Consider the following 19,885-nt stretch of genomic DNA (forward strand, 5'->3'; position numbering starts at 1 on the left):
GCAACGATCGTACCGGTTCGATTCCGGTCCTCGGCATGAGAGTTTAAAAGAGCACCCTTAGCTCAACTGGATAGAGTACCTGACTACGAATCAGGCGGTTAGAGGTTCGACTCCTCTAGGGTGCATATTAGAACGAAGTCTCATGACTCCGTTTTTGGATTTTCTCGGGAAGTAGCTCAGCTTGGTAGAGTACTTGGTTTGGGACCAAGGTGTCGCAGGTTCGAATCCTGTCTTCCCGATATATGGCGGTGTAGCTCAGCTGGCTAGAGCGTCCGGTTCATACCCGGGAGGTCGGGGGTTCGATCCCCTTCGCCGCTATGATGATCTTGTTGGACCTTTAGCTCAGCTGGTTAGAGCTCTCGGCTCATAACCGAGTGGTCGTAGGTTCAAGTCCTACAAGGTCCATATTGTGTGAAACTCACTATGTTGGAGGATTACCCAAGTCCGGCTGAAGGGAACGGTCTTGAAAACCGTCAGGCGTGTAAAAGCGTGCGTGGGTTCGAATCCCACATCCTCCTTAGATAAGAATATCGCGGGATGGAGCAGCTAGGTAGCTCGTCGGGCTCATAACCCGAAGGTCGTAGGTTCAAATCCTGCTCCCGCAATTTTGGCTCGGTAGCTCAGTTGGTAGAGCAATGGATTGAAGCTCCATGTGTCGGCGGTTCGATTCCGTCTCGCGCCATTTTATTCTGAATATAAGCGGGTGTAGTTTAGTGGTAAAACTACAGCCTTCCAAGCTGTTGTCGCGAGTTCGATTCTCGTCACCCGCTTTGAACTAGATTGTTCAATCCAAGTTTTTAACTTGGGCGCGTAGCTCAGGTGGTTAGAGCGCACGCCTGATAAGCGTGAGGTCGGTGGTTCGAGTCCACTCGTGCCCATTAATATTGGAGAATTACTCAAGAGGCTGAAGAGGACGGTTTGCTAAATCGTTAGGTCGGGTAACTGGCGCGGGGGTTCGAATCCCCCATTCTCCGCTATAAGTAAGGAGTTTAGCTGATGCTATCTCCTTTTCTTGTATCTTTTTGCATTAAGGTAAGTTAATTTAACCTTAATTTTTTCTTTAAAATTGATATATGCTGTAATAAGGAACATATATCGAGTTGGAACCATTATGTATTGATATTGCTGAGGTTTATTTTTATGAATAAATTTAAAAAATCTAAGTTTTTTATTTTCTTTTTAATAACTATTAGCTTAATAGGAGGGGTGTTATTTTCGCCTGTCTCGTCTTATTTTATTTCTTTTTCTTCTAATATAATTTCAACAATTGATCGAATGATTGCTCGGCCTGTTACCTTTGTGTTAAATGAAAAAGATAGACTTTTTGATTTGATGAAAACATATAAAGAAAATGGAGATTTAAAGAAAGCGCTTTATACCATAGAAGAGAAGGCAAATAAAGTTGATTCTTTGGAAGATGAGAATAGTCAATTAAGGCAATTATTAGATTTAAAAGAGCAGGACCAAAACACGATTAAAATTGCTTCAGAGGTGATTGCTCGTAGTCCGTCTGCTTGGACAAATGAACTGACAATTGATAAAGGGGCTGCTAGTGATGTTACAAACTCAATGCTGGCAATTTCTAATGGTGGAGTCATCGGAGCAGTAACACAGGTTTCTGCTGATTCAAGTGTTGTGACCTTGCTTAGCAATGAAAAAAATTCAAGCCAAATTTCTGTGAAGATTCAAACAGAGACTGGTTTTGTCTATGGTATTATTACTGGTTTTGATTCTAAAAAATCCGCTTTTATTATAAGTCAGTTAAATAGTTTTTCTGGTATTACAGAAGGGGCTTCTGTTCTGACAAGCGGATTAGGTGCCTATAATGCAGAAAATTTACTTGTGGGAAAAGTTTTGTCTGTCTCTAAAGGGAAAGATCAGTTGAATGATGTGATTTTAGTCCAACCTGCTGCTGATTTTTCAGATATCCAAGCTGTAATTTTGGTGAGAAATTGATATGAAAAGTTCGAAAGAAAAAATTTTAACACCGATTATCTTGTTTTTAATCTTATTACTTGATGGACAGTTGTCTAGACTCTTTATCGGTTTATTATCAGGTCAGTGCTATCCTATCAGCCACTTATTACTGATTTACATGATTTTTATTTCTATTAATTTTTCTAAAACTTTCAATCTTGTTTTATTTATGGGACTGGGATTGATATATGATGTTTATTATTTACATGTTATAGGCATTTTTGTGATTTTATTTCCTTTGCTTAGTGCTTTCATTATTTATATGAATGACGTTTTGTTGTTAAATCGCTTGACTCGTTTTTTATCTGTTATTACGGCTGTCTTTTTGATTGAAATAGTTAGTGTCACTTTGGTTCTTCTTTTAAAGCTGGCAGCAATTGATTTTTCACATTTCATTATCTTTAGTTTGGTTCCTACTTTACTCTTAAATGCTGTTTTCTTCTTGGTATTCCAATCTTTGTTTGAAAAAGTCTATTTATGATGAATAAGAAATAGAAATGTAATAAATACGTAACACAAACAGTTTTGATTTTTGATATACTATATAATGTCTTACCAAGAAGGAGTATATATTTTTATGAAGAAAAAATTGTTCGCATCAATTTTGTTGAGTACGCTTATCCTTTCTCAAGGAGCTTCACTTGTGAGTGTAAAAGCGGATTCTACCGATGATAAAATTGCTGCTCAAGACAGTAAAATTAACAGTATAACAGCGCAACAGCAATCAGCACAAGCACAAGTTGACGAGATTCAAAGTCAAGTTTCTGCAATTCAAAAACAACAAGAAAAACTTCAAGCTGAAAATGAAAAATTATCAGCAGAGTCTGCTAAGTTATCAGCTGAAATTGATACTTTATCTAAAAACATCGTTGCTCGAAATGAATCGCTTGCTAATCAAGCTCGTAGTGCTCAAACGAATGGAACTGCTACTAGTTACATTAATACAATCGTGAGTTCTAGCTCTATTACAGAAGCAATTTCACGTGTAGCTGCTATGAGTGAAATTGTTGCAGCAAATAATAAAATGTTAGAGCAACAAAAAGCTGATAAAGAAGCAATTGCTGAAAAACAAGTTGCTAATAATGAAGCAATCAATACTGTTATCGCTAATCAGCAACAGCTTTCAGATGATGCACAAGTTTTAACAACCAAACAAGCAGAACTTAAAGTTGCTCAGTTGAACCTTGCAGCAGAAAAAACAACTGCTGAAAATGAAAAAAATAGCCTCTTAGAGCAAAAAGCAGCAGCAGAGAAAGCAGCAGCAGAAGCAGCAGCAGCAGAGGCAGCTTATAAAGCACAACAACAGGCACAACAACAAGCAGTTCTTGCTTCTGCAAATACTAGCTTCTCAGCTCAGGTTCAAGCTGTAAATAATACAGCAGCAGCTCCTGCGGCAGAGGCTACTGTATCTGCACCAGCAGTGACTCAGCCAGCAGCAACTGTCTCTCGTCCTACTTACAGTTCTTCAGCGACAACCTATCCTGTAGGTCAATGTACTTGGGGAGCTAAGACTTTGGCTCCATGGGCTGGCGACTATTGGGGTAATGGTGGTCAATGGGCAGCTAGTGCAGCAGCAGCAGGCTTCCGTACAGGTTCACAACCTCAAGTTGGTGCGATTGCATGTTGGAATGATGGTGGATATGGACACGTTGCTGTAGTAACAGCTGTTCAATCTGCTACTAACATCCAAGTATCAGAAGCTAATTATGCTGGCAACCAAGCAATTGGTAACTACCGAGGCTGGTTTAATCCAGGTGCTGTAACTTATATTTATCCAAATTAAATTGGCTCTTTGTCAACTGTAGTGGGTTAACGAAAAGTCATATCCTGGAGAGAACCGGATTGGTTCTCTCCTTTTTGATATTCAAAGCGATGAGAATACGTTTTTTAAAATCGTCAAAATTCCGGAAGCCAAAAGTGTTGCGCTTGATAACCTTGATGAGGTTGTTAGTAGCCTCCAGTTTTGCGTTAGAATAGGGTAATTCCAGAGCGTTGATAATCTTTTCCTAATCTTTCAAAAAAGTCTTAAAAACAGTTAGAAAGATAGGATTTACATAAGAAATGGTATCTTCAATGAGTCCAAAGAAATGATCAGTCTGTTTCTCTTGGAAATGAAAGAGTAAGAGCTGGTAGATTTCATAGTGTTCTCTGAGTTCTTGAGAGTAAGAGAGAAGCTTTTCCAGAATCTCTTTGTTGGTCAAATGCATACGAAAAGTCGGACGATAAAAGCGTTTATGACTTAGTTTCCGACTGTCTTGTTGAATGAGTTTCCAGTAACGTTTCAGTGCCTTATATTCGTGCGATTTTCGATCCAATTGATTCATGATTTGAACACGAACACGACTCATAGCCCGGCTGAGATGTTGGACAATGTGAAAACGATCCAGAACGATTTTAGCCTTTGGAAATAGTTTTCTGGCAATATCGTAATAGGGACTAAACATGTCTATGGTAATGACTTTAACGCCGTTTCGGACTTGTCTGGAATAGCGCAGAAAGTGATTGCAAATGGTTGCTTGCGTTCGTCCGTCCAGAATTGTGATGACCTTGAGCGAGTCAAAATCCTGCGCAATGAAGCTCATCTTGCCTTTCTTGAAGCTGTATTCATCCCAAGACATGTGAGTTGGAAGATAAGATAAATCTGTCTTGAATTTAAACTCTTTCAGTTTACGAATGACGGTGGAAGTAGAGACAGCCAAGTTTTCAGCGATAACTGTCATAGGGACTTTGTCGATTAGTTTTTGAGCGATTTTCTGCTTGACGATGGTTGCGATTTGGTGATTCTTCTTGACTAAGGACGTTTCTGCGACAGCTACTTTCCCGCAATCTTGACAGCGGAAACGTCGTTTCCTTAGACGAATCAATGTCTTGTATCCCGCGCACTCTAGATAGGGAATTTTCGATTCTTTCTGGAAGTCATATTTAGCCATTTTTCCTTGGCAGTGAGGGCATTTAGGTGCGGGATAATCTAGCTTAGCGAGGATTTCCTTGTGTGTTCCAGCATCTACATAATCTAAAATAGTGATGTTAGGGTCTTTTATTCCCAGTAAGTTTGTGATAAAATTTAACTGTTCCATAAGATTCTTTCTAATGATGGTTTCGTTGCTTTTCATTATAGGTCTTATGGGACTTTTTTTCTACAACAAAATAGGCTCCATAATCCCTGCGGTGGATTTACCCACTACAGAAATTATAGAGCCGTTTTTTGTTGCACTATATTTTACAATTTATCAATTGAAAAATAGGCAAAAAAGGGTTACAATGGAAATTGGAAAACTTGTAACAGATACAATAAAAGACGATTTAGAATCTGGAGGAAATCATGTCTTTTTCTGATTTAAAACTCTTTGCTCTTTCTTCTAATCAAGAATTAGCGCAGCGTGTTGCTCAAGAGATTGGATTGCCACTTGGGAAAGCAACTGTCCGTCAGTTCTCTGACGGGGAGATTCAAGTGAATATTGAAGAATCTATCCGCGGGAAACACGTCTTTATTTTGCAGTCTACCAGCTCGCCAGTCAATGATAATTTAATGGAAATTTTGATCATGGTAGATGCTTTGAAGAGAGCTAGTGCAGAATCTATCAATGTGGTAATGCCCTACTATGGTTATGCTAGACAGGATCGAAAAGCTCGTGCTCGTGAGCCGATTACATCTAAATTAGTTGCTAATATGCTGGAGATTGCTGGAGTTGACCGTTTGTTGACCATTGATTTGCATGCTTCTCAGATTCAAGGCTTCTTTGATATTCCTGTTGATCATTTGATGGGGGCTCCTTTGATCGCTGATTATTTTGAACGCCGTGGCATGGTTGGCAATGATTATGTGGTGGTTAGTCCGGATCATGGCGGTGTGAGTCGGGCCCGTAAATTGGCGGAATTTCTTAAAACATCAATTGCTATTATCGATAAACGCCGCAGTGTTGATAAAATGAATACTAGTGAAGTCATGAATATCATTGGTAAGGTTGCAGGCAAAACATGTATCCTGATTGATGACATGATTGATACAGCGGGAACGATTTGTCATGCAGCGGATGCCCTAGCAGAAGCTGGCGCAGTTGAAGTCTATGCTAGCTGTACCCATCCTGTCTTATCTGGTCCAGCTATGGAAAATATTCAAAAATCTGCTATTAAAAAGTTGATTGTTTTGGATACGATTTACCTTCCTGAAGAACGATTGATTGATAAGATTGAGCAGATTTCCATCGCTCATCTGTTAGCAGAAGCGATCGTTCGTATTCATGAAAAACGTCCTCTCTCTCCATTATTTGAAAGCGAAAAAAAATAAACTATTTAATAGACTTATAATTATTTGAGAACTAGTGTGTTGCTAGTTCTCTTTCTTTTTCTCACTTATAATAAAATTTTGCTGTAGTAATGCTTTTATAGTATAATGGTTCTATTAAGTTATCGGAGGTGGCCATGGATTTGACAAAAAAGTTTAATAAAAATTTAGATAAGATTGAAATATCCCTGATTCGTCAGTTTGACCAGTCTATTTCTACGATCCCAGGTGTTCTGCGGCTGACCTTGGGAGAGCCAGACTTTCCGACACCGGATCACATCAAGGAAGCAGCCAAGGCAGCTATTGATGCCAACCAGAGTCACTATACAGGGATGAGTGGACTTTTGGAGCTGCGCCAGGCTGCGTCTGACTTTGTCAAGGAAAAATACCACCTGTCCTACAATCCAGAGAATGAGATTTTAGTGACCATTGGAGCAACCGAGGCCCTATCTGCGACTTTGACGGCTATTCTGGAGGAGGGCGATAAGGTCTTGCTGCCAGCGCCAGCTTATCCAGGCTATGAGCCGATTGTCAATTTGGTCGGGGCGGAGATTGTCGAGATTGATACGACAGAAAACAACTTCGTCTTGACCCCTGAAATGCTAGAGCAGGCTATCTTGGAGCAGGGGGATGCGCTCAAGGCGGTTATTTTGAACTATCCGGCCAATCCGACTGGCGTGACTTATTCGCGAGAGCAGATTGAGGCTTTGGCAGCAGTATTGAGCAAGTATGAAGTATTTGTCGTTTGTGATGAGGTATACTCTGAGTTGACTTATACGGAGCAGGGACACGTTTCTCTGGCGGAATATTTGCCTGAGCAGACCATCGTGATCAATGGCTTGTCCAAGTCTCATGCTATGACGGGCTGGCGATTGGGCTTTATCTTTGCACCGGCTGCTTTTACAGCTCAATTAATCAAGAGCCATCAGTATCTAGTGACAGCAGCCAACACCATGGCTCAATATGCAGCTATTGAGGCATTGACAGCTGGTAAAGATGATGCTCAACCCATGAAGACGGAATACATCCAGCGGCGGGATTACATTATCGAAAAAATGACGGAGCTAGGTTATCAGATTATCAAGCCAGATGGAGCTTTCTATATTTTTGCCAAAATTCCAGCAGGCTACAATCAAGATTCTTTTGCTTTTTTGAGGGATTTTGCTGAGAAGAAGGCTGTGGCCTTTATCCCAGGAGCGGCCTTTGGCCAGTACGGAGAAGGCTATATCCGCCTGTCTTATGCAGCTAGTATGGAAACCATCAAGGAAGCTCTGAGACGGCTCAAGGAGTACATGGCAGACCATGCTTAGACCGTTAACAAGCAAGAGTTTGATTCTATATAATCGGAATTTTCGAGAAGATGATAAGCTGGTCAAGATCTTTACGGAACAGGCTGGCAAGCGAATGTTTTTCGTGAAACATGCTGGAAAATCTAAGCTGGCGCCAGTCATCCAGCCTCTGACTGCAGCAGAACTCTTGATGAAAATCAATGACGACGGACTCAGCTATATCGAAGATTACCAAGCTGTGGAAAGTTACGGGCAAATCAAGGGCGATCTCTTTGTCATGGCTTATGCCAGCTACGTGGCAGCCTTAGCGGATGCTAGTATTCAGGACAATCAGCCAGATCCAGCCCTCTTTGCTTTCCTGCAAAAGACACTGGATTTGATGAATCAAGGCCTGGATTATGAAGTCTTGACGAATATTTTTGAAATTCAGATTTTATCTCGCTTTGGCGTTTCTATGAATTTCCATGACTGTGTTTTTTGCCATCGGACAGGTCTGCCTTTTGATTTCTCCTTTCAATATGGCGGGGTGCTCTGCCCAGAGCATTATCACAAGGATGCTCATCGCAGCCATCTCAACCCTAATATTCCTTTTTTGCTCAATCAGTTTCAGGCGGTTCAGTTTAGTGAGCTGGAGACGATTTCGCTCAAGGCTGATATCAAGCGACAGATCAGGGATTTTATAGATCAACTCTATGATGAATATGTAGGCATTCATCTTAAATCAAAGAAATTTATCGACTCTCTGGGCGACTGGGGCAGTATTTTACAAGATAAACATGAGGAAGAAAAACATGAAAAAAATAGCTATTGATGCCATGGGCGGAGACAATGCCCCTCAGGCTTTAGTCGAAGGTGCCAACCAGGCTCTGAGAGACTTCGCGGATATTGAGATTGTTCTCTATGGGGATGAGGCCAAGATTAAACCTCTGTTGACAGCGACAGAGCGCGTCAGCATCGTCCATACGGATGAAAAGATTGATTCGGATGATGAGCCGACTAGGGCTATTCGCAAGAAGAAGCAGGCTAGCATGGTTCTGGCAGCCAAGGCAGTCAAAGACGGGGAAGCAGATGCGGTCCTGTCTGCTGGTAACACAGGGGCGCTTCTGGCTGTGGGTTTCTTTATCGTGGGACGGATCAAAAATATTGACCGACCAGGACTCTTGTCCACTTTACCGACTGGAGATGGCCGAGGTTTTGATATGCTGGATCTGGGGGCAAATGCTGAAAATACCCCTCACCATCTGCATCAATATGCTATCCTAGGTTCTTTTTATGCGGAAAATGTTCGTGGAATTAAGCAGCCACGGGTTGGTTTGCTCAATAATGGCACGGAAGCCAGCAAGGGAGACCCTCTGCGTAAGGAAACCTATGCCTTGCTGGCAGCGGATGACAAGCTGAATTTCATCGGCAATGTGGAGGCACGTGACCTTATGGATGGAGTGGCAGATGTTGTCGTAGCAGATGGCTTTACGGGCAATGCCGTGCTCAAGTCTATCGAAGGAACGGCCATTAGCATCCTAGGTCAGCTCAAGAAGGCTGTTCTAGGCGGTGGCCTCAAGGCTAAACTAGGGGCTTTGTTGCTCAAAGATAGCCTACAGGAGATGCGCAAGAGTCTGGACTACTCCAGTGCTGGTGGGGCCGTTCTCTTTGGTCTCAAGGCACCGGTAGTCAAGACACACGGCTCTAGCGATGCCAAGGCTGTTTATAGCACCATTCATCAGATTCGGACTATGTTGGAGACAGATGTTGTCGGAAAATCTGTGGTTGAATTTTCAAGAACTGAGGAGGAAAAATGAGCGAGAAGGAAATTTACGTAAAGATTGTTGAAGTTATTCAAGAGCATGAAGGGGCAGATTTCTCTGTCAGTCCTGAACTCAGTCTCAAAGATGAATTAGGTGTTGATTCGGTTGATTTGATGGAATTTATCATTGACCTTGAAGATACATTTGCAATTGAGATCCCAGATGAACATATTGATCATTTTAAGAATATCTCAGACATAGTAACCTATATTCATGGAAAATTGAAAAAATAAGATATATAAAAAAGTAATCTTTTGGGCATGTACTAATCCCTAAAAAGTTGAACAAGCAATGATTGAAAGGAATGAATCCTGTATTGAGCGGAACTCATTCCTTTTAATTTTGTTCGGATTTTCAAGGAGGTTCAATCCGTTTTTAGAGGTTTGTACGGGAATTATTGTAAAATTATTTTGAATATGGTAAAATTAGGGTATAAAAGCACGAAAGGCGAATAATAAAATGTCAAATAAGTTGTTATATTCGGGAAAAGCAAAGGATATTTTTGCGACAGAGGATGAGCATGTGATTTTGGCCCGTTACAAAGATCAGGCAACGGCTTTTAATGGCGTTAAAAAGGAGCAGATTGCAGGGAAAGGGGTATTGAACAATAAAATTTCAGCCTTTATTTTTGAAAAATTGAATGCTGCTGGTGTGGCAACGCATTTTATCGAGAAAATCTCAGAGACAGATCAGCTTAATAAAAAAGTTGACATTATTCCCTTGGAAGTGGTGTTGCGTAACTATACAGCAGGCTCTTTCTCTAAACGCTTTGGTGTGGAAGAAGGGATCGCCTTGGACACTCCGATCGTTGAATTTTACTATAAAAACGATGATTTGGATGATCCTTTTATCAATGACGAGCATGTGAAATTCCTAAAGATTGCGGATGACCAACAGATTGCTTTCTTAAAAGAGGAGACTCGCCGTATCAATCTTCTTTTGTCAGACTGGTTCCGCCAGATCGGGCTTAAGCTGATTGATTTCAAGTTAGAGTTTGGTTTTGACCAGGACGGTAAAATTATTCTAGCAGATGAATTCTCACCGGACAATTGTCGGCTTTGGGATGCTGAGGGGCATCACATGGACAAGGATGTCTTCCGTCGCGGCCTAGGCGAGCTGACCGATGTTTATCAAATCGTCTGGGAAAAACTGCAAGAATTGAAGTAAGAAAAGGATAGAAGATACTATGGATAAGCGTATTTTTGTTGAGAAAAAACCTAATTTTGGAATCAAATCTCAGAGCTTAGTCAAGGAATTGACCCACAATCTCCAATTAAAGACTTTAGCAGAACTGCGCATTGTGCAGACTTACGATGTTTTTAATCTAAGTGAAAGCCTATTTGCGCGTGCGGAAAAACATATCTTTTCTGAGCAGGTGACAGACCGTCTCTTGTCAGAAGCAGAGGTTGTGGAGTCTTTATCTGAGTACGCTTTCTTTGCTATTGAAAGCTTGCCAGGGCAGTTTGACCAGCGGGCGGCTTCAGCTCAAGAAGCCTTGCTCTTACTGGGTAGTTCAAGTCATGTAAGGGTCAATACGGCCCAACTTTACTTGGTCAATAAAGATATTGATGCGACTGAGTTAGAAGCGGTCAAAAACTACCTGCTCAATCCAGTTGATTCTCGTTTCAAAGACATCACGACAGGGATTGCCAAGCAAGAATTCTCAGAGTCAGATAAGACCATTCCAAAATTGACTTTCTTTGAAAGCTATACGGCGGAAGACTTTACACGCTACAAGGCCGAGCAAGGGATGGCGATGGAAGTGGATGATTTGCTTTTTATCCAAGACTACTTCAAGTCAATCGGGCGTGTGCCGACAGAAACAGAACTCAAGGTCTTGGATACTTACTGGTCTGACCACTGCCGTCATACAACTTTTGAGACAGAGTTGAAAACTATTGATTTCTCAGCGTCTAAATTCCAAAAACAATTGCAGGCGACTTATGACAAGTATCTAGCCATGCGTGATGAGTTGGAGCGCTCTGAAAAACCGCAAACCTTGATGGATATGGCAACTATTTTCGGTCGTTACGAACGTGCCAAGGGCCGTTTGGAAGATATGGAAGTATCTGATGAGATCAATGCCTGCTCGGTTGAAATCGAGGTTGACGTTGATGGTGTCAAAGAACCATGGCTCCTCATGTTCAAGAATGAAACCCACAATCACCCAACGGAAATTGAGCCCTTTGGTGGAGCCGCAACCTGTATCGGAGGTGCCATTCGTGACCCATTGTCAGGGCGTTCTTATGTTTATCAGGCGATGCGGATCTCAGGAGCGGGCGATATTACGGCACCGATCTCGGAGACACGTGCTGGTAAATTGCCGCAACAAGTCATTTCGAAGACAGCGGCTCATGGTTATTCTTCCTACGGAAATCAAATCGGTCTTGCAACAACTTATGTCCGTGAGTATTTCCACCCAGGCTTTGTAGCCAAACGCATGGAGCTTGGAGCCGTTGTCGGCGCTGCTCCTAAGGGAAATGTTGTCCGTGAAAAGCCTGAAGCGGGCGATGTGATTATCCTACTTGGTGGGAAAACAGGTCGTGATGGCGTCGGCGGTGCGACAGGGTCTTCTAAGGTTCAAACAGTTGAATCTGTGGAAACAGCTGGTGCGGAAGTGCAAAAAGGAAATGCCATTGAAGAACGTAAAATCCAGCGTCTTTTCCGTAATGGAGATGTAACACGTCTCATCAAGAAATCAAATGACTTTGGTGCAGGTGGTGTCTGTGTAGCCATTGGTGAATTGGCCGATGGTCTTGAAATCAATCTTGATAAAGTCCCGCTAAAATACCAAGGTTTGAATGGAACAGAAATTGCTATCTCTGAATCACAAGAACGGATGGCTGTTGTGGTTCGTACAAAAGATGTGGATGCCTTCGTTGCGGAATGTAACAAAGAAAATATTGACGCTGTTGTCGTTGCGACAGTGACTGAAAAACCAAATCTGGTCATGTACTGGAATGGTGAAATTATTGTAGATTTGGAACGTGCTTTCCTTGATACCAATGGTGTGCGCGTGGTGGTTGATGCTAATGTGGTTGACAGTGATGTAAACGTTCCTGAAGAACGCACAACATCAGCTGCGACCCTTGAAGCAGATACAGTAGCTGTTCTTTCAGATCTTAACCACGCTAGCCAAAAAGGATTGCAAACAATCTTTGACTCTTCAGTTGGTCGCTCAACTGTCAATCATCCACTTGGTGGCCGTTACCAAATCACACCTACTGAGGCTTCTGTACAAAAATTGCCAGTTCAACATGGTGTAACAAATACCGCTTCAGTCATGGCGCAAGGGTTCAACCCTTATATTGCAGAATGGTCACCTTACCACGGTGCTGCTTATGCGGTTATTGAAGCAACAGCTCGTCTGGTGGCGGCAGGTGCTAACTGGTCTAAAGCTCGCTTCTCTTATCAAGAATACTTCCAACGTATGGATAAACAGGCCAATCGTTTTGGTCAGCCAGTAGCAGCTTTGCTTGGTTCTATTGAAGCGCAGATTCAACTCGGTCTGCCATCCATCGGCGGTAAGGACTCTATGTCTGGTACTTTTGAAGAATTGAAAGTACCCCCAACGCTTGTTGCCTTTGGGGTGACAACAGCAGACAGCCGTAAGGTGCTCTCTCCTGAGTTTAAGGCTGCGGGTGAAAATATTTACTACATTCCAGGTCAAGCTATTTCACAAGATATTGATTTCGACTTCATCAAAGCTAACTTTGCACAATTTGAAGCGATTCAAAAAGCACACCATATAACTTCAGCTTCTGCTGTTAAATATGGCGGTGTACTTGAAGCACTTGCGCTTGCAACCTTCGGTAATCACATTGGGGCTAAAGTAGAATTGGATGAGCTTGACACATGCTTGACAGCACAGCTCGGCGGTTTCATCTTTACCTCTAGTGAAGAGGTTGCTGGTGCTAGCAAAATTGGTCAGACCACCACTGGCTTTACACTTGTTGTCAACAACATTGACATTGATGGCCAGAAACTTGACAATGCCTTCCAAGGTAAATTGGAAGAAATTTATCCAACTGAATTTGAGCAAAGTAAAGAGTTACAAGAAGTACCAGCTGTAGCTTCTAATGTGGTGCTTAAAACCCAAGAAAAAGTTGAACAACCCTTGGTTTACATTCCCGTCTTTCCGGGTACTAACTCAGAATACGATTCAGCCAAGGCCTTCGAACAAGCTGGCGCTAGAGTGAACTTGGTACCGTTTGTAACACTTAATGAAGCAGCTATTGAAGCCTCAGTTGACACAATGGTTGACAATATTAGTAAAGCAAATATTATTTTCTTTGCTGGTGGCTTTTCTGCAGCAGATGAACCAGATGGCTCAGCTAAGTTTATTGTCAATATTTTACTCAATGAAAAAGTCCGTTCTGCTATTGATAAATTCATCGAAAAAGGCGGTCTCATCATCGGTATCTGTAATGGTTTCCAAGCTCTTGTCAAGTCAGGCCTTCTGCCTTATGGTAACTTTGAAGAAGCTGGTGAAACAAGTCCAACCCTTTTCTACAATGATGCTAACCAGCACGTTGCTAAAATGGTGGAAACTCGTATTGCCAATACCAACTCACCTTGGCTTACCGGTGTGAGAGTTGGAGATATCCATGCAATACCAGTGTCACACGGTGAAGGTAAATTTGTGGTGACGGCAGAGGAATTTGCTGAACTTCGCGACAATGGTCAAATCTGGAGCCAGTATGTAGACTTTGACGGCAAACCATCTATGGATTCTAAATACAATCCAAATGGTTCAGTGAATGCCATTGAAGGTATTACCAGTAAAAATGGTCAGATTATTGGTAAGATGGGACACTCCGAACGCTGGGAAGATGGTCTTTTCCAAAATATTCCAGGAAATAAAGACCAACATTTGTTTACATCAGCGGTTAAATATTTTACAGGGAAATAAATGAGCGAGCGAAGTGAGCTCAATCACGATATTCTTGTCGTAACAATAGTTATCTCATTGAAGAGCCAATTGAATAAATCGGAAATTTTGAGACCTAGACTTAAAATTTAGTTATGAAACTTTAAGGTTTCATAGCTAAAGGGAATATCAAAATAAAAGGTATAAAGAATGACATACGAAGTAAAATCTCTTAATGAAGAATGTGGGGTCTTTGGCATTTGGGGGCATCCTCAAGCAGCTCAAGTCACTTACTTTGGTCTTCATAGTCTGCAACACCGTGGGCAAGAAGGAGCTGGTATTTTAACCAATGATAAAGGTAAGCTCCGTCGTCATCGCGATACAGGCCTTCTTTCAGAAGTCTTTAAAAATCCAGTTAATTTGGAGAAGTTGACAGGTTCTGCTGCTATCGGGCATGTTCGTTATGCGACAGCTGGTGAAGCCTCTATCAATAATATCCAACCCTTCCATTTCAAATTTTACGATATGGAGTTTGGTTTGGCTCATAATGGTAATCTGACCAATACCCAGACCTTGAAAAAAGAATTGGAGCGTAACGGAGCTATCTTTTCGTCTTCATCAGACACAGAAATCTTAGCTCATCTTATCCGTCGTAGCCATAATCCAAGCTTCATGGGAAAGGTTAAAGAGGCTCTGAGTACTGTTAAGGGGGGCTTCGCCTATCTCCTCATGATGGAGGATAAGCTGATTGCAGCTCTTGACCCTAATGGTTTCCGACCTCTTTCAATTGGACAAATGGCCAATGGTGCTATTGTTGTTTCCAGTGAGACCTGTGCTTTTGAAGTGATTGGTGCCACATGGCTGCGCGATGTCAAACCGGGAGAAGTTGTCATCATTGATGACCAAGGCATTCAGTATGATACCTACACAGACGAGACGCAGTTAGCCATCTGCTCAATGGAATATGTCTATTTTGCCCGTCCTGACTCAGTGATCCATGGTGTCAATGTTCATACAGCTCGCAAAAATACAGGACGCCGTTTAGCTAAAGAATTTAAGCACGAAGCGGATATTGTTGTCGGTGTTCCCAATTCATCACTTTCTGCGGCCAGCGGATTTTCTGAAGAATCCGGTTTGCCAAACGAGATGGGACTCATCAAAAATCAATACATCCAGCGGACCTTTATCCAGCCAACACAGGAACTGCGTGAGCAGGGTGTTCGGATGAAGTTGTCAGCAGTGTCAAGTATTGTCAAGGGTAAGCGCGTGGTGATGGTGGATGATTCTATCGTTCGGGGAACGACCAGTCGTCGGATTGTTCAGCTCCTACGTGAAGCTGGTGCGGCAGAAGTCCATGTGGCGATTGCCAGTCCCCCACTTAAATACCCATGTTTTTATGGTATTGATATTCAAACACGTCGTGAATTAATTGCAGCTAACCATACTGTAGACGAAACTTGCGAGATTATCGGAGCAGACAGTCTGACTTATTTATCTTTGGATGGTTTGATTGAGTCCATCGGCTTAGAGACAGATGCTCCAAATGGCGGTCTCTGTGTGGCCTACTTTGACGGGAACTATCCAACTCCACTTTATGATTATGAGGAGCGTTATCTGGAAAGTCTAAAAGAAAAAACGAGTTTTTATTGATAGGCTAAACTAAATAGCAGCTCTGCTATTTTCAAAAGAAAAATGAGGAAAATGAAATGACAAAAAATGCATACGCTCAATCTGGTGTTGACGTTGAAGCGGGTTATGAGGTTGTTGAGCGAATCAAAAAGCATGTAGCTCGTACGGAGCGTCTTGGTGTTATGGGAGCGCTGGGTGGTTTCGGTGGGATGTTTGATTTATCCCAATTGAATGTTAAAGAACCTGTCTTGATTTCAGGGACTGACGGTGTGGGAACCAAGCTCATGTTGGCCATCAAGTATGATAAGCACGATACCATTGGTCAGGACTGTGTGGCCATGTGTGTTAATGATATCATCGCGGCTGGTGCTGAGCCACTCTACTTTCTGGACTATATCGCAACTGGTAAAAATGAACCTGCAAAATTGGAGCAGGTGGTCGCAGGTGTTGCTGAAGGTTGCGTCCAGTCCGGTGCTGCCCTCATTGGCGGGGAAACGGCTGAAATGCCTGGCATGTACGGTGAAGATGATTACGACTTGGCTGGTTTTGCGGTCGGAGTGGCTGAAAAATCTCAGATTATCGACGGTTCAAAAGTTGCTGAGGGTGATGTGCTTCTTGGCCTTGCTTCAAGTGGTATTCATTCAAATGGTTACTCTCTCGTTCGTCGTGTCTTTGCTGATTATACAGGTGAAGAAGTCTTGCCAGAATTGGAAGGTAAGAAACTCAAGGAAGTGCTTCTTGAGCCGACTCGCATCTATGTGAAAGCAGTTCTGCCATTGATTAAGGAAGAGTTGGTCAACGGTATTGCACACATCACAGGTGGCGGTTTTATCGAGAATGTCCCACGTATGTTTGCAGATGACCTAGCGGCAGAGATTGAAGAAGACAAGGTGCCAGTCTTACCAATTTTCAAAGCCCTTGAAAAATACGGTCAGATCAAGCACCAAGAAATGTTTGAAATTTTCAATATGGGTGTCGGGCTTATGCTGGCAGTTAGTCCTGAAAATGTAGACCGTGTTAAAGAATTGCTGGATGAACCAGTCTATGAAATTGGTCGCATCGTCAAGAAAGAAAACGAAAGTGTCATCATCAAATGAAAAAAATAGCGGTTTTTGCCTCTGGTAATGGCTCAAACTTTCAGGTGATTGCCGAAGAATTTCCGGTGGAGTTTGTCTTTTCAGACCATCATGACGCCTATGTGCTCGAGCGTGCCGACACGCTTGGCGTTCTGTCCTATGCTTTTGAACTCGAGGAGTTTGAGAACAAGCCAGAATACGAAGAAGCAATTGTCAAGCTCTTGGATCAGCACCAGATTGACTTGGTTTGTCTAGCAGGCTATATGAAAATCGTTGGGCCAACCTTATTGGCGGCTTATGAAGGTCGAATCATCAACATTCATCCCGCCTATCTGCCAGAATTTCCAGGAGCTCATGGGATTGAGGATGCTTGGAATGCTGGCGTTACTGAGAGCGGCGTTACCATTCACTGGGTGGACTCTGGTGTGGATACAGGCAAGGTTATCAAACAGGTGCGCGTACCGCGTTTGGCTGATGATACCATTGAAAGTTTTGAAGCCCGGATTCATGAGGCAGAGTACAAGTTGTATCCAGAGGTTGTCAAGACTCTAATTGCAGAGTGATATTTTGGTGATTTATAGAATATCTTTGATTTTAAATTGCAATCAGCGACTGTGGCCGATGATGGCTTCAAACGGAGGTATTTGTAATGCTAGCATCTAAAAAAACAACTCAGTATGTATTTTACGTCTATCTGCTTTTATTGACTTGGGGAATTTTATTTAAGTTTGAAACAAACCCTGAATTCATACGATTCTTCGCAGCTCCTAGATCTGTCAATTGGATGCCATTTTCAGAACCACTCATAGTGAATGGAAAAATTGTTGTGGCTGAGATGCTATTTAATCTGATTTTCTTTATTCCTCTAGGGATTTGTCTGCCTTTGGTAAAATCAAAGTGGTCCAGTTGGGAAATAGCTGGCATAGGCTTACTGCTTAGCTTATTTTACGAATGCTTACAGTATATCTTAGCCATTGGTGCGACAGATATGACGGATTTGATTTTAAATACTCTAGGAGTTTGTGTAGGATTACTACTTTATCAATTATTTAGAAAAGTGCTAAAATCACAGACTAGAAAGTGGGTCAATACCATAGGGATGATTGTACTTGGCCTTGCTTACCTTATTTTGCTGTTACTGATTGTAATTGGTGTTTAACTAATTCTAAAAAAGGAGAACATAATGACGAAACGCGCCTTAATCAGCGTCTCAGACAAAGCGGGCATTGTTGAATTTGCTCAAGAACTCAAAAAACTTGGTTGGGATATTATCTCGACAGGTGGGACCAAGGTTGCCCTTGATAGTGCTGGGGTGAAGACCATTGCTATCGACGATGTGACTGGTTTCCCAGAAATGATGGACGGTCGTGTCAAGACCCTCCATCCGAATATCCACGGTGGTCTCCTCGCTCGTCGTGACTTGGATAGCCACCTGGAAGCGGCCAAGGATAATAAAATTGAGCTTATTGACCTTGTGGTGGTCAATCTCTATCCTTTCAAGGAAACGATTCTCAAACCGGATGCGACCTATGCAGATGCGGTGGAGAATATCGATATCGGCGGGCCTTCTATGCTTCGCTCTGCTGCTAAAAACCATGCTAGTGTTACAGTTGTTGTTGACCCAGCTGACTACGATGTTGTTTTAGATGAATTGACAGCTAATGGTGAAACAAACTTTGAAACGCGTCAGCGCTTGGCAGCCAAAGTTTTCCGTCACACAGCAGCTTACGACGCTTTAATTGCGGAATATTTCACAAAACAAGTTGGTGAAACAAAACCTGAAAAACTCACCATCACTTATGATTTGAAACAACCCATGCGTTATGGTGAAAACCCTCAACAAGACGCGGATTTCTACCAAAAAGCTTTGCCAACAGATTATTCTATTGCATCAGCCAAACAGCTTAACGGTAAGGAATTGTCCTTCAACAATATCCGTGACGCGGATGCTGCTATCCGTATTATCCGTGATTTCAAAGATCGTCCAACTGTAGTGGCTCTCAAGCACATGAATCCGTGTGGTATTGGTCAAGCTGATGACATCGAAAAAGCTTGGGACTACGCTTATGAGTCAGACCCAGTGTCCATCTTTGGTGGGATTGTCGTTCTCAACCGTGAGGTGGATGCTGCGACAGCTGAGAAGATGCATGGTGTCTTCCTTGAAATCATCATCGCACCGAGCTATACAGATGAGGCGCTAGCGATTTTGACCAACAAAAAGAAAAACCTGCGGATCCTTGCCTTGCCATTTGATGCTCAAGATGCCAGCGAAGTGGAAGCTGAGTATACAGGCGTTGTTGGCGGTCTCCTTGTTCAAAACCAAGACGTGGTCAAGGAAAGCCCAGCTGACTGGCAAGTGGTGACCAAACGCCAACCAACTGAGACAGAGGCAACAGCTCTTGAATTCGCTTGGAAGGCCATCAAATACGTCAAATCCAACGGAATCATCATAACCAACGACCACATGACACTCGGTGTTGGTCCAGGTCAAACCAACCGTGTGGCTTCCGTTCGTATTGCGATTGACCAAGCCAAAGATCGTCTTGATGGTGCTGTGCTTGCCTCTGACGCCTTCTTCCCATTTGCGGACAACGTGGAAGAAATTGCAGCCGCAGGTATCAAGGCTATTATCCAACCGGGTGGCTCTGTCCGTGACCAAGAGTCTATCGACATGGCTGACCAGTATGGGCTGACCATGATCTTTACAGGGGTTCGGCATTTCAGACATTAAGAAATATTGAAAATCCTCGGCTTAATGAACCGCACCCAAAAAGTTGGACAAAAAATATTAGTGAAAGGATTTAGTTCTGTATTGGACAGGACTAAATCCTTTTCTACCATTTGTCAAGTATATCAAGGTATTTGATGAAAAATAGTTTGAGTTCCATATGTCAAACGAAGGAAATTGTCTTTTTTTGAGCTAAAGTTTAGTGTAAAAAGTGTACACAAAACCAACA

At 42.5% G+C, this 19,885-nt stretch carries 16 protein-coding genes, 10 tRNA genes and 1 pseudogene; 26 read left to right on the forward strand and 1 reads right to left on the reverse strand.

Annotated elements, in window-relative coordinates:
• Positions 1–51 precede the first annotated feature (51 nt).
• The 13 genes from FZ952_RS10820 (at position 52) to pcsB (ending at position 3,760) form a co-directional block, all read left to right on the forward strand.
• Positions 52–125 (forward strand) — tRNA-Arg (locus FZ952_RS10820).
• Between the two features lie 40 nt (positions 126–165).
• A tRNA-Pro gene (locus FZ952_RS10825) sits at positions 166–239 on the forward strand.
• 5 nt (positions 240–244) lie between these two features.
• Positions 245–318, forward strand: a tRNA-Met gene (locus FZ952_RS10830).
• A 13-nt stretch (positions 319–331) separates the two neighbouring features.
• Positions 332–405 (forward strand) — tRNA-Ile (locus tag FZ952_RS10835).
• A gap of 23 nt (positions 406–428) precedes the next feature.
• Positions 429–518, forward strand: a tRNA-Ser gene (locus tag FZ952_RS10840).
• Positions 519–531: 13 nt separating this feature from the next.
• Positions 532–605, forward strand: a tRNA-Met gene (locus tag FZ952_RS10845).
• A 4-nt stretch (positions 606–609) separates the two neighbouring features.
• Positions 610–682, forward strand: a tRNA-Phe gene (locus FZ952_RS10850).
• A gap of 17 nt (positions 683–699) precedes the next feature.
• Positions 700–770: transfer RNA gene (locus FZ952_RS10855), tRNA-Gly, on the forward strand.
• A 34-nt stretch (positions 771–804) separates the two neighbouring features.
• A tRNA-Ile gene (locus tag FZ952_RS10860) sits at positions 805–878 on the forward strand.
• An 8-nt stretch (positions 879–886) separates the two neighbouring features.
• Positions 887–974, forward strand: a tRNA-Ser gene (locus FZ952_RS10865).
• A 166-nt stretch (positions 975–1,140) separates the two neighbouring features.
• Positions 1,141–1,956 carry a rod shape-determining protein MreC gene (gene mreC / locus FZ952_RS10870; protein ID WP_148881670.1) on the forward strand — a complete coding sequence of 272 codons (816 nt, stop codon included), beginning with the start codon at positions 1,141–1,143 and terminating at the stop codon, positions 1,954–1,956.
• A gap of 1 nt (position 1,957) precedes the next feature.
• Positions 1,958–2,458: a rod shape-determining protein MreD gene (mreD, locus tag FZ952_RS10875; protein ID WP_148881671.1), complete on the forward strand. Its 501-nt coding sequence runs from the start codon at positions 1,958–1,960 to the stop codon at positions 2,456–2,458.
• A gap of 96 nt (positions 2,459–2,554) precedes the next feature.
• Positions 2,555–3,760 carry a peptidoglycan hydrolase PcsB gene (gene pcsB / locus FZ952_RS10880; protein ID WP_037616231.1) on the forward strand — a complete coding sequence of 402 codons (1,206 nt, stop codon included), beginning with the start codon at positions 2,555–2,557 and terminating at the stop codon, positions 3,758–3,760.
• 37 nt (positions 3,761–3,797) lie between these two features.
• Here pcsB and FZ952_RS10885 read toward each other — a convergent pair.
• Positions 3,798–5,054 (reverse strand): annotated as a pseudogene (locus FZ952_RS10885) (ISL3 family transposase).
• 13 nt (positions 5,055–5,067) lie between these two features.
• Between FZ952_RS10885 and FZ952_RS10890 the strand changes: the two are divergent.
• The 13 genes from FZ952_RS10890 (at position 5,068) to purH (ending at position 19,659) form a co-directional block, all read left to right on the forward strand.
• Positions 5,068–5,313 carry a hypothetical protein gene (locus FZ952_RS10890; RefSeq protein ID WP_148881672.1) on the forward strand — a complete coding sequence of 82 codons (246 nt, stop codon included), beginning with the start codon at positions 5,068–5,070 and terminating at the stop codon, positions 5,311–5,313.
• Positions 5,300–6,265 (forward strand): ribose-phosphate diphosphokinase, encoded by a 966-nt coding sequence (locus FZ952_RS10895; protein WP_148881673.1) that lies wholly within the window; start codon positions 5,300–5,302, stop codon positions 6,263–6,265. The genes FZ952_RS10890 and FZ952_RS10895 overlap by 14 nt, the downstream gene beginning before the upstream one ends.
• Before the next feature lie 134 nt (positions 6,266–6,399).
• The gene (locus FZ952_RS10900) at positions 6,400–7,572 is read left to right on the forward strand and encodes a pyridoxal phosphate-dependent aminotransferase (RefSeq protein WP_148881674.1); all 1,173 of its coding nucleotides are present in this window, start codon (positions 6,400–6,402) and stop codon (positions 7,570–7,572) included.
• Positions 7,565–8,362, forward strand: a complete 798-nt coding sequence (gene recO, locus FZ952_RS10905; protein WP_148881675.1) for a DNA repair protein RecO — start codon at positions 7,565–7,567, stop codon at positions 8,360–8,362. The genes FZ952_RS10900 and recO overlap by 8 nt, the downstream gene beginning before the upstream one ends.
• Positions 8,343–9,347, forward strand: coding sequence for a phosphate acyltransferase PlsX (gene plsX / locus FZ952_RS10910; protein WP_148881676.1), 1,005 nt, complete (start codon positions 8,343–8,345; stop codon positions 9,345–9,347). The genes recO and plsX overlap by 20 nt, the downstream gene beginning before the upstream one ends.
• A complete protein-coding gene (locus FZ952_RS10915) occupies positions 9,344–9,586 on the forward strand; it encodes an acyl carrier protein (RefSeq protein ID WP_062201793.1) in 243 nt (80 codons plus the stop codon). Before plsX ends, FZ952_RS10915 begins: the two co-directional genes overlap by 4 nt.
• A 226-nt stretch (positions 9,587–9,812) precedes the next feature.
• On the forward strand, positions 9,813–10,520 hold the full coding sequence (gene purC, locus FZ952_RS10920) for a phosphoribosylaminoimidazolesuccinocarboxamide synthase (RefSeq protein WP_037617427.1): 708 nt from the start codon (positions 9,813–9,815) through the stop codon (positions 10,518–10,520).
• Between the two features lie 19 nt (positions 10,521–10,539).
• Positions 10,540–14,265 (forward strand): phosphoribosylformylglycinamidine synthase, encoded by a 3,726-nt coding sequence (locus tag FZ952_RS10925; protein ID WP_148881677.1) that lies wholly within the window; start codon positions 10,540–10,542, stop codon positions 14,263–14,265.
• 168 nt (positions 14,266–14,433) lie between these two features.
• Positions 14,434–15,873: an amidophosphoribosyltransferase gene (gene purF / locus FZ952_RS10930; protein ID WP_037617434.1), complete on the forward strand. Its 1,440-nt coding sequence runs from the start codon at positions 14,434–14,436 to the stop codon at positions 15,871–15,873.
• Positions 15,874–15,929: 56 nt separating this feature from the next.
• Positions 15,930–16,949, forward strand: a complete 1,020-nt coding sequence (gene purM, locus FZ952_RS10935) for a phosphoribosylformylglycinamidine cyclo-ligase (protein ID WP_148881678.1) — start codon at positions 15,930–15,932, stop codon at positions 16,947–16,949.
• The gene (gene purN, locus FZ952_RS10940) at positions 16,946–17,491 is read left to right on the forward strand and encodes a phosphoribosylglycinamide formyltransferase (RefSeq protein ID WP_148881679.1); all 546 of its coding nucleotides are present in this window, start codon (positions 16,946–16,948) and stop codon (positions 17,489–17,491) included. The genes purM and purN overlap by 4 nt, the downstream gene beginning before the upstream one ends.
• 86 nt (positions 17,492–17,577) lie before the next feature.
• Positions 17,578–18,087 carry a VanZ family protein gene (locus FZ952_RS10945; RefSeq protein ID WP_148881680.1) on the forward strand — a complete coding sequence of 170 codons (510 nt, stop codon included), beginning with the start codon at positions 17,578–17,580 and terminating at the stop codon, positions 18,085–18,087.
• 24 nt (positions 18,088–18,111) lie between these two features.
• The gene (purH, locus tag FZ952_RS10950; protein WP_148881681.1) at positions 18,112–19,659 is read left to right on the forward strand and encodes a bifunctional phosphoribosylaminoimidazolecarboxamide formyltransferase/IMP cyclohydrolase; all 1,548 of its coding nucleotides are present in this window, start codon (positions 18,112–18,114) and stop codon (positions 19,657–19,659) included.
• Positions 19,660–19,885: the final 226 nt, after the last annotated feature.

It is taken from the genome of Streptococcus sp. Marseille-P7376 (assembly GCF_902460385.1).
GTDB classification, from domain to species: domain Bacteria; phylum Bacillota; class Bacilli; order Lactobacillales; family Streptococcaceae; genus Streptococcus; species Streptococcus sinensis.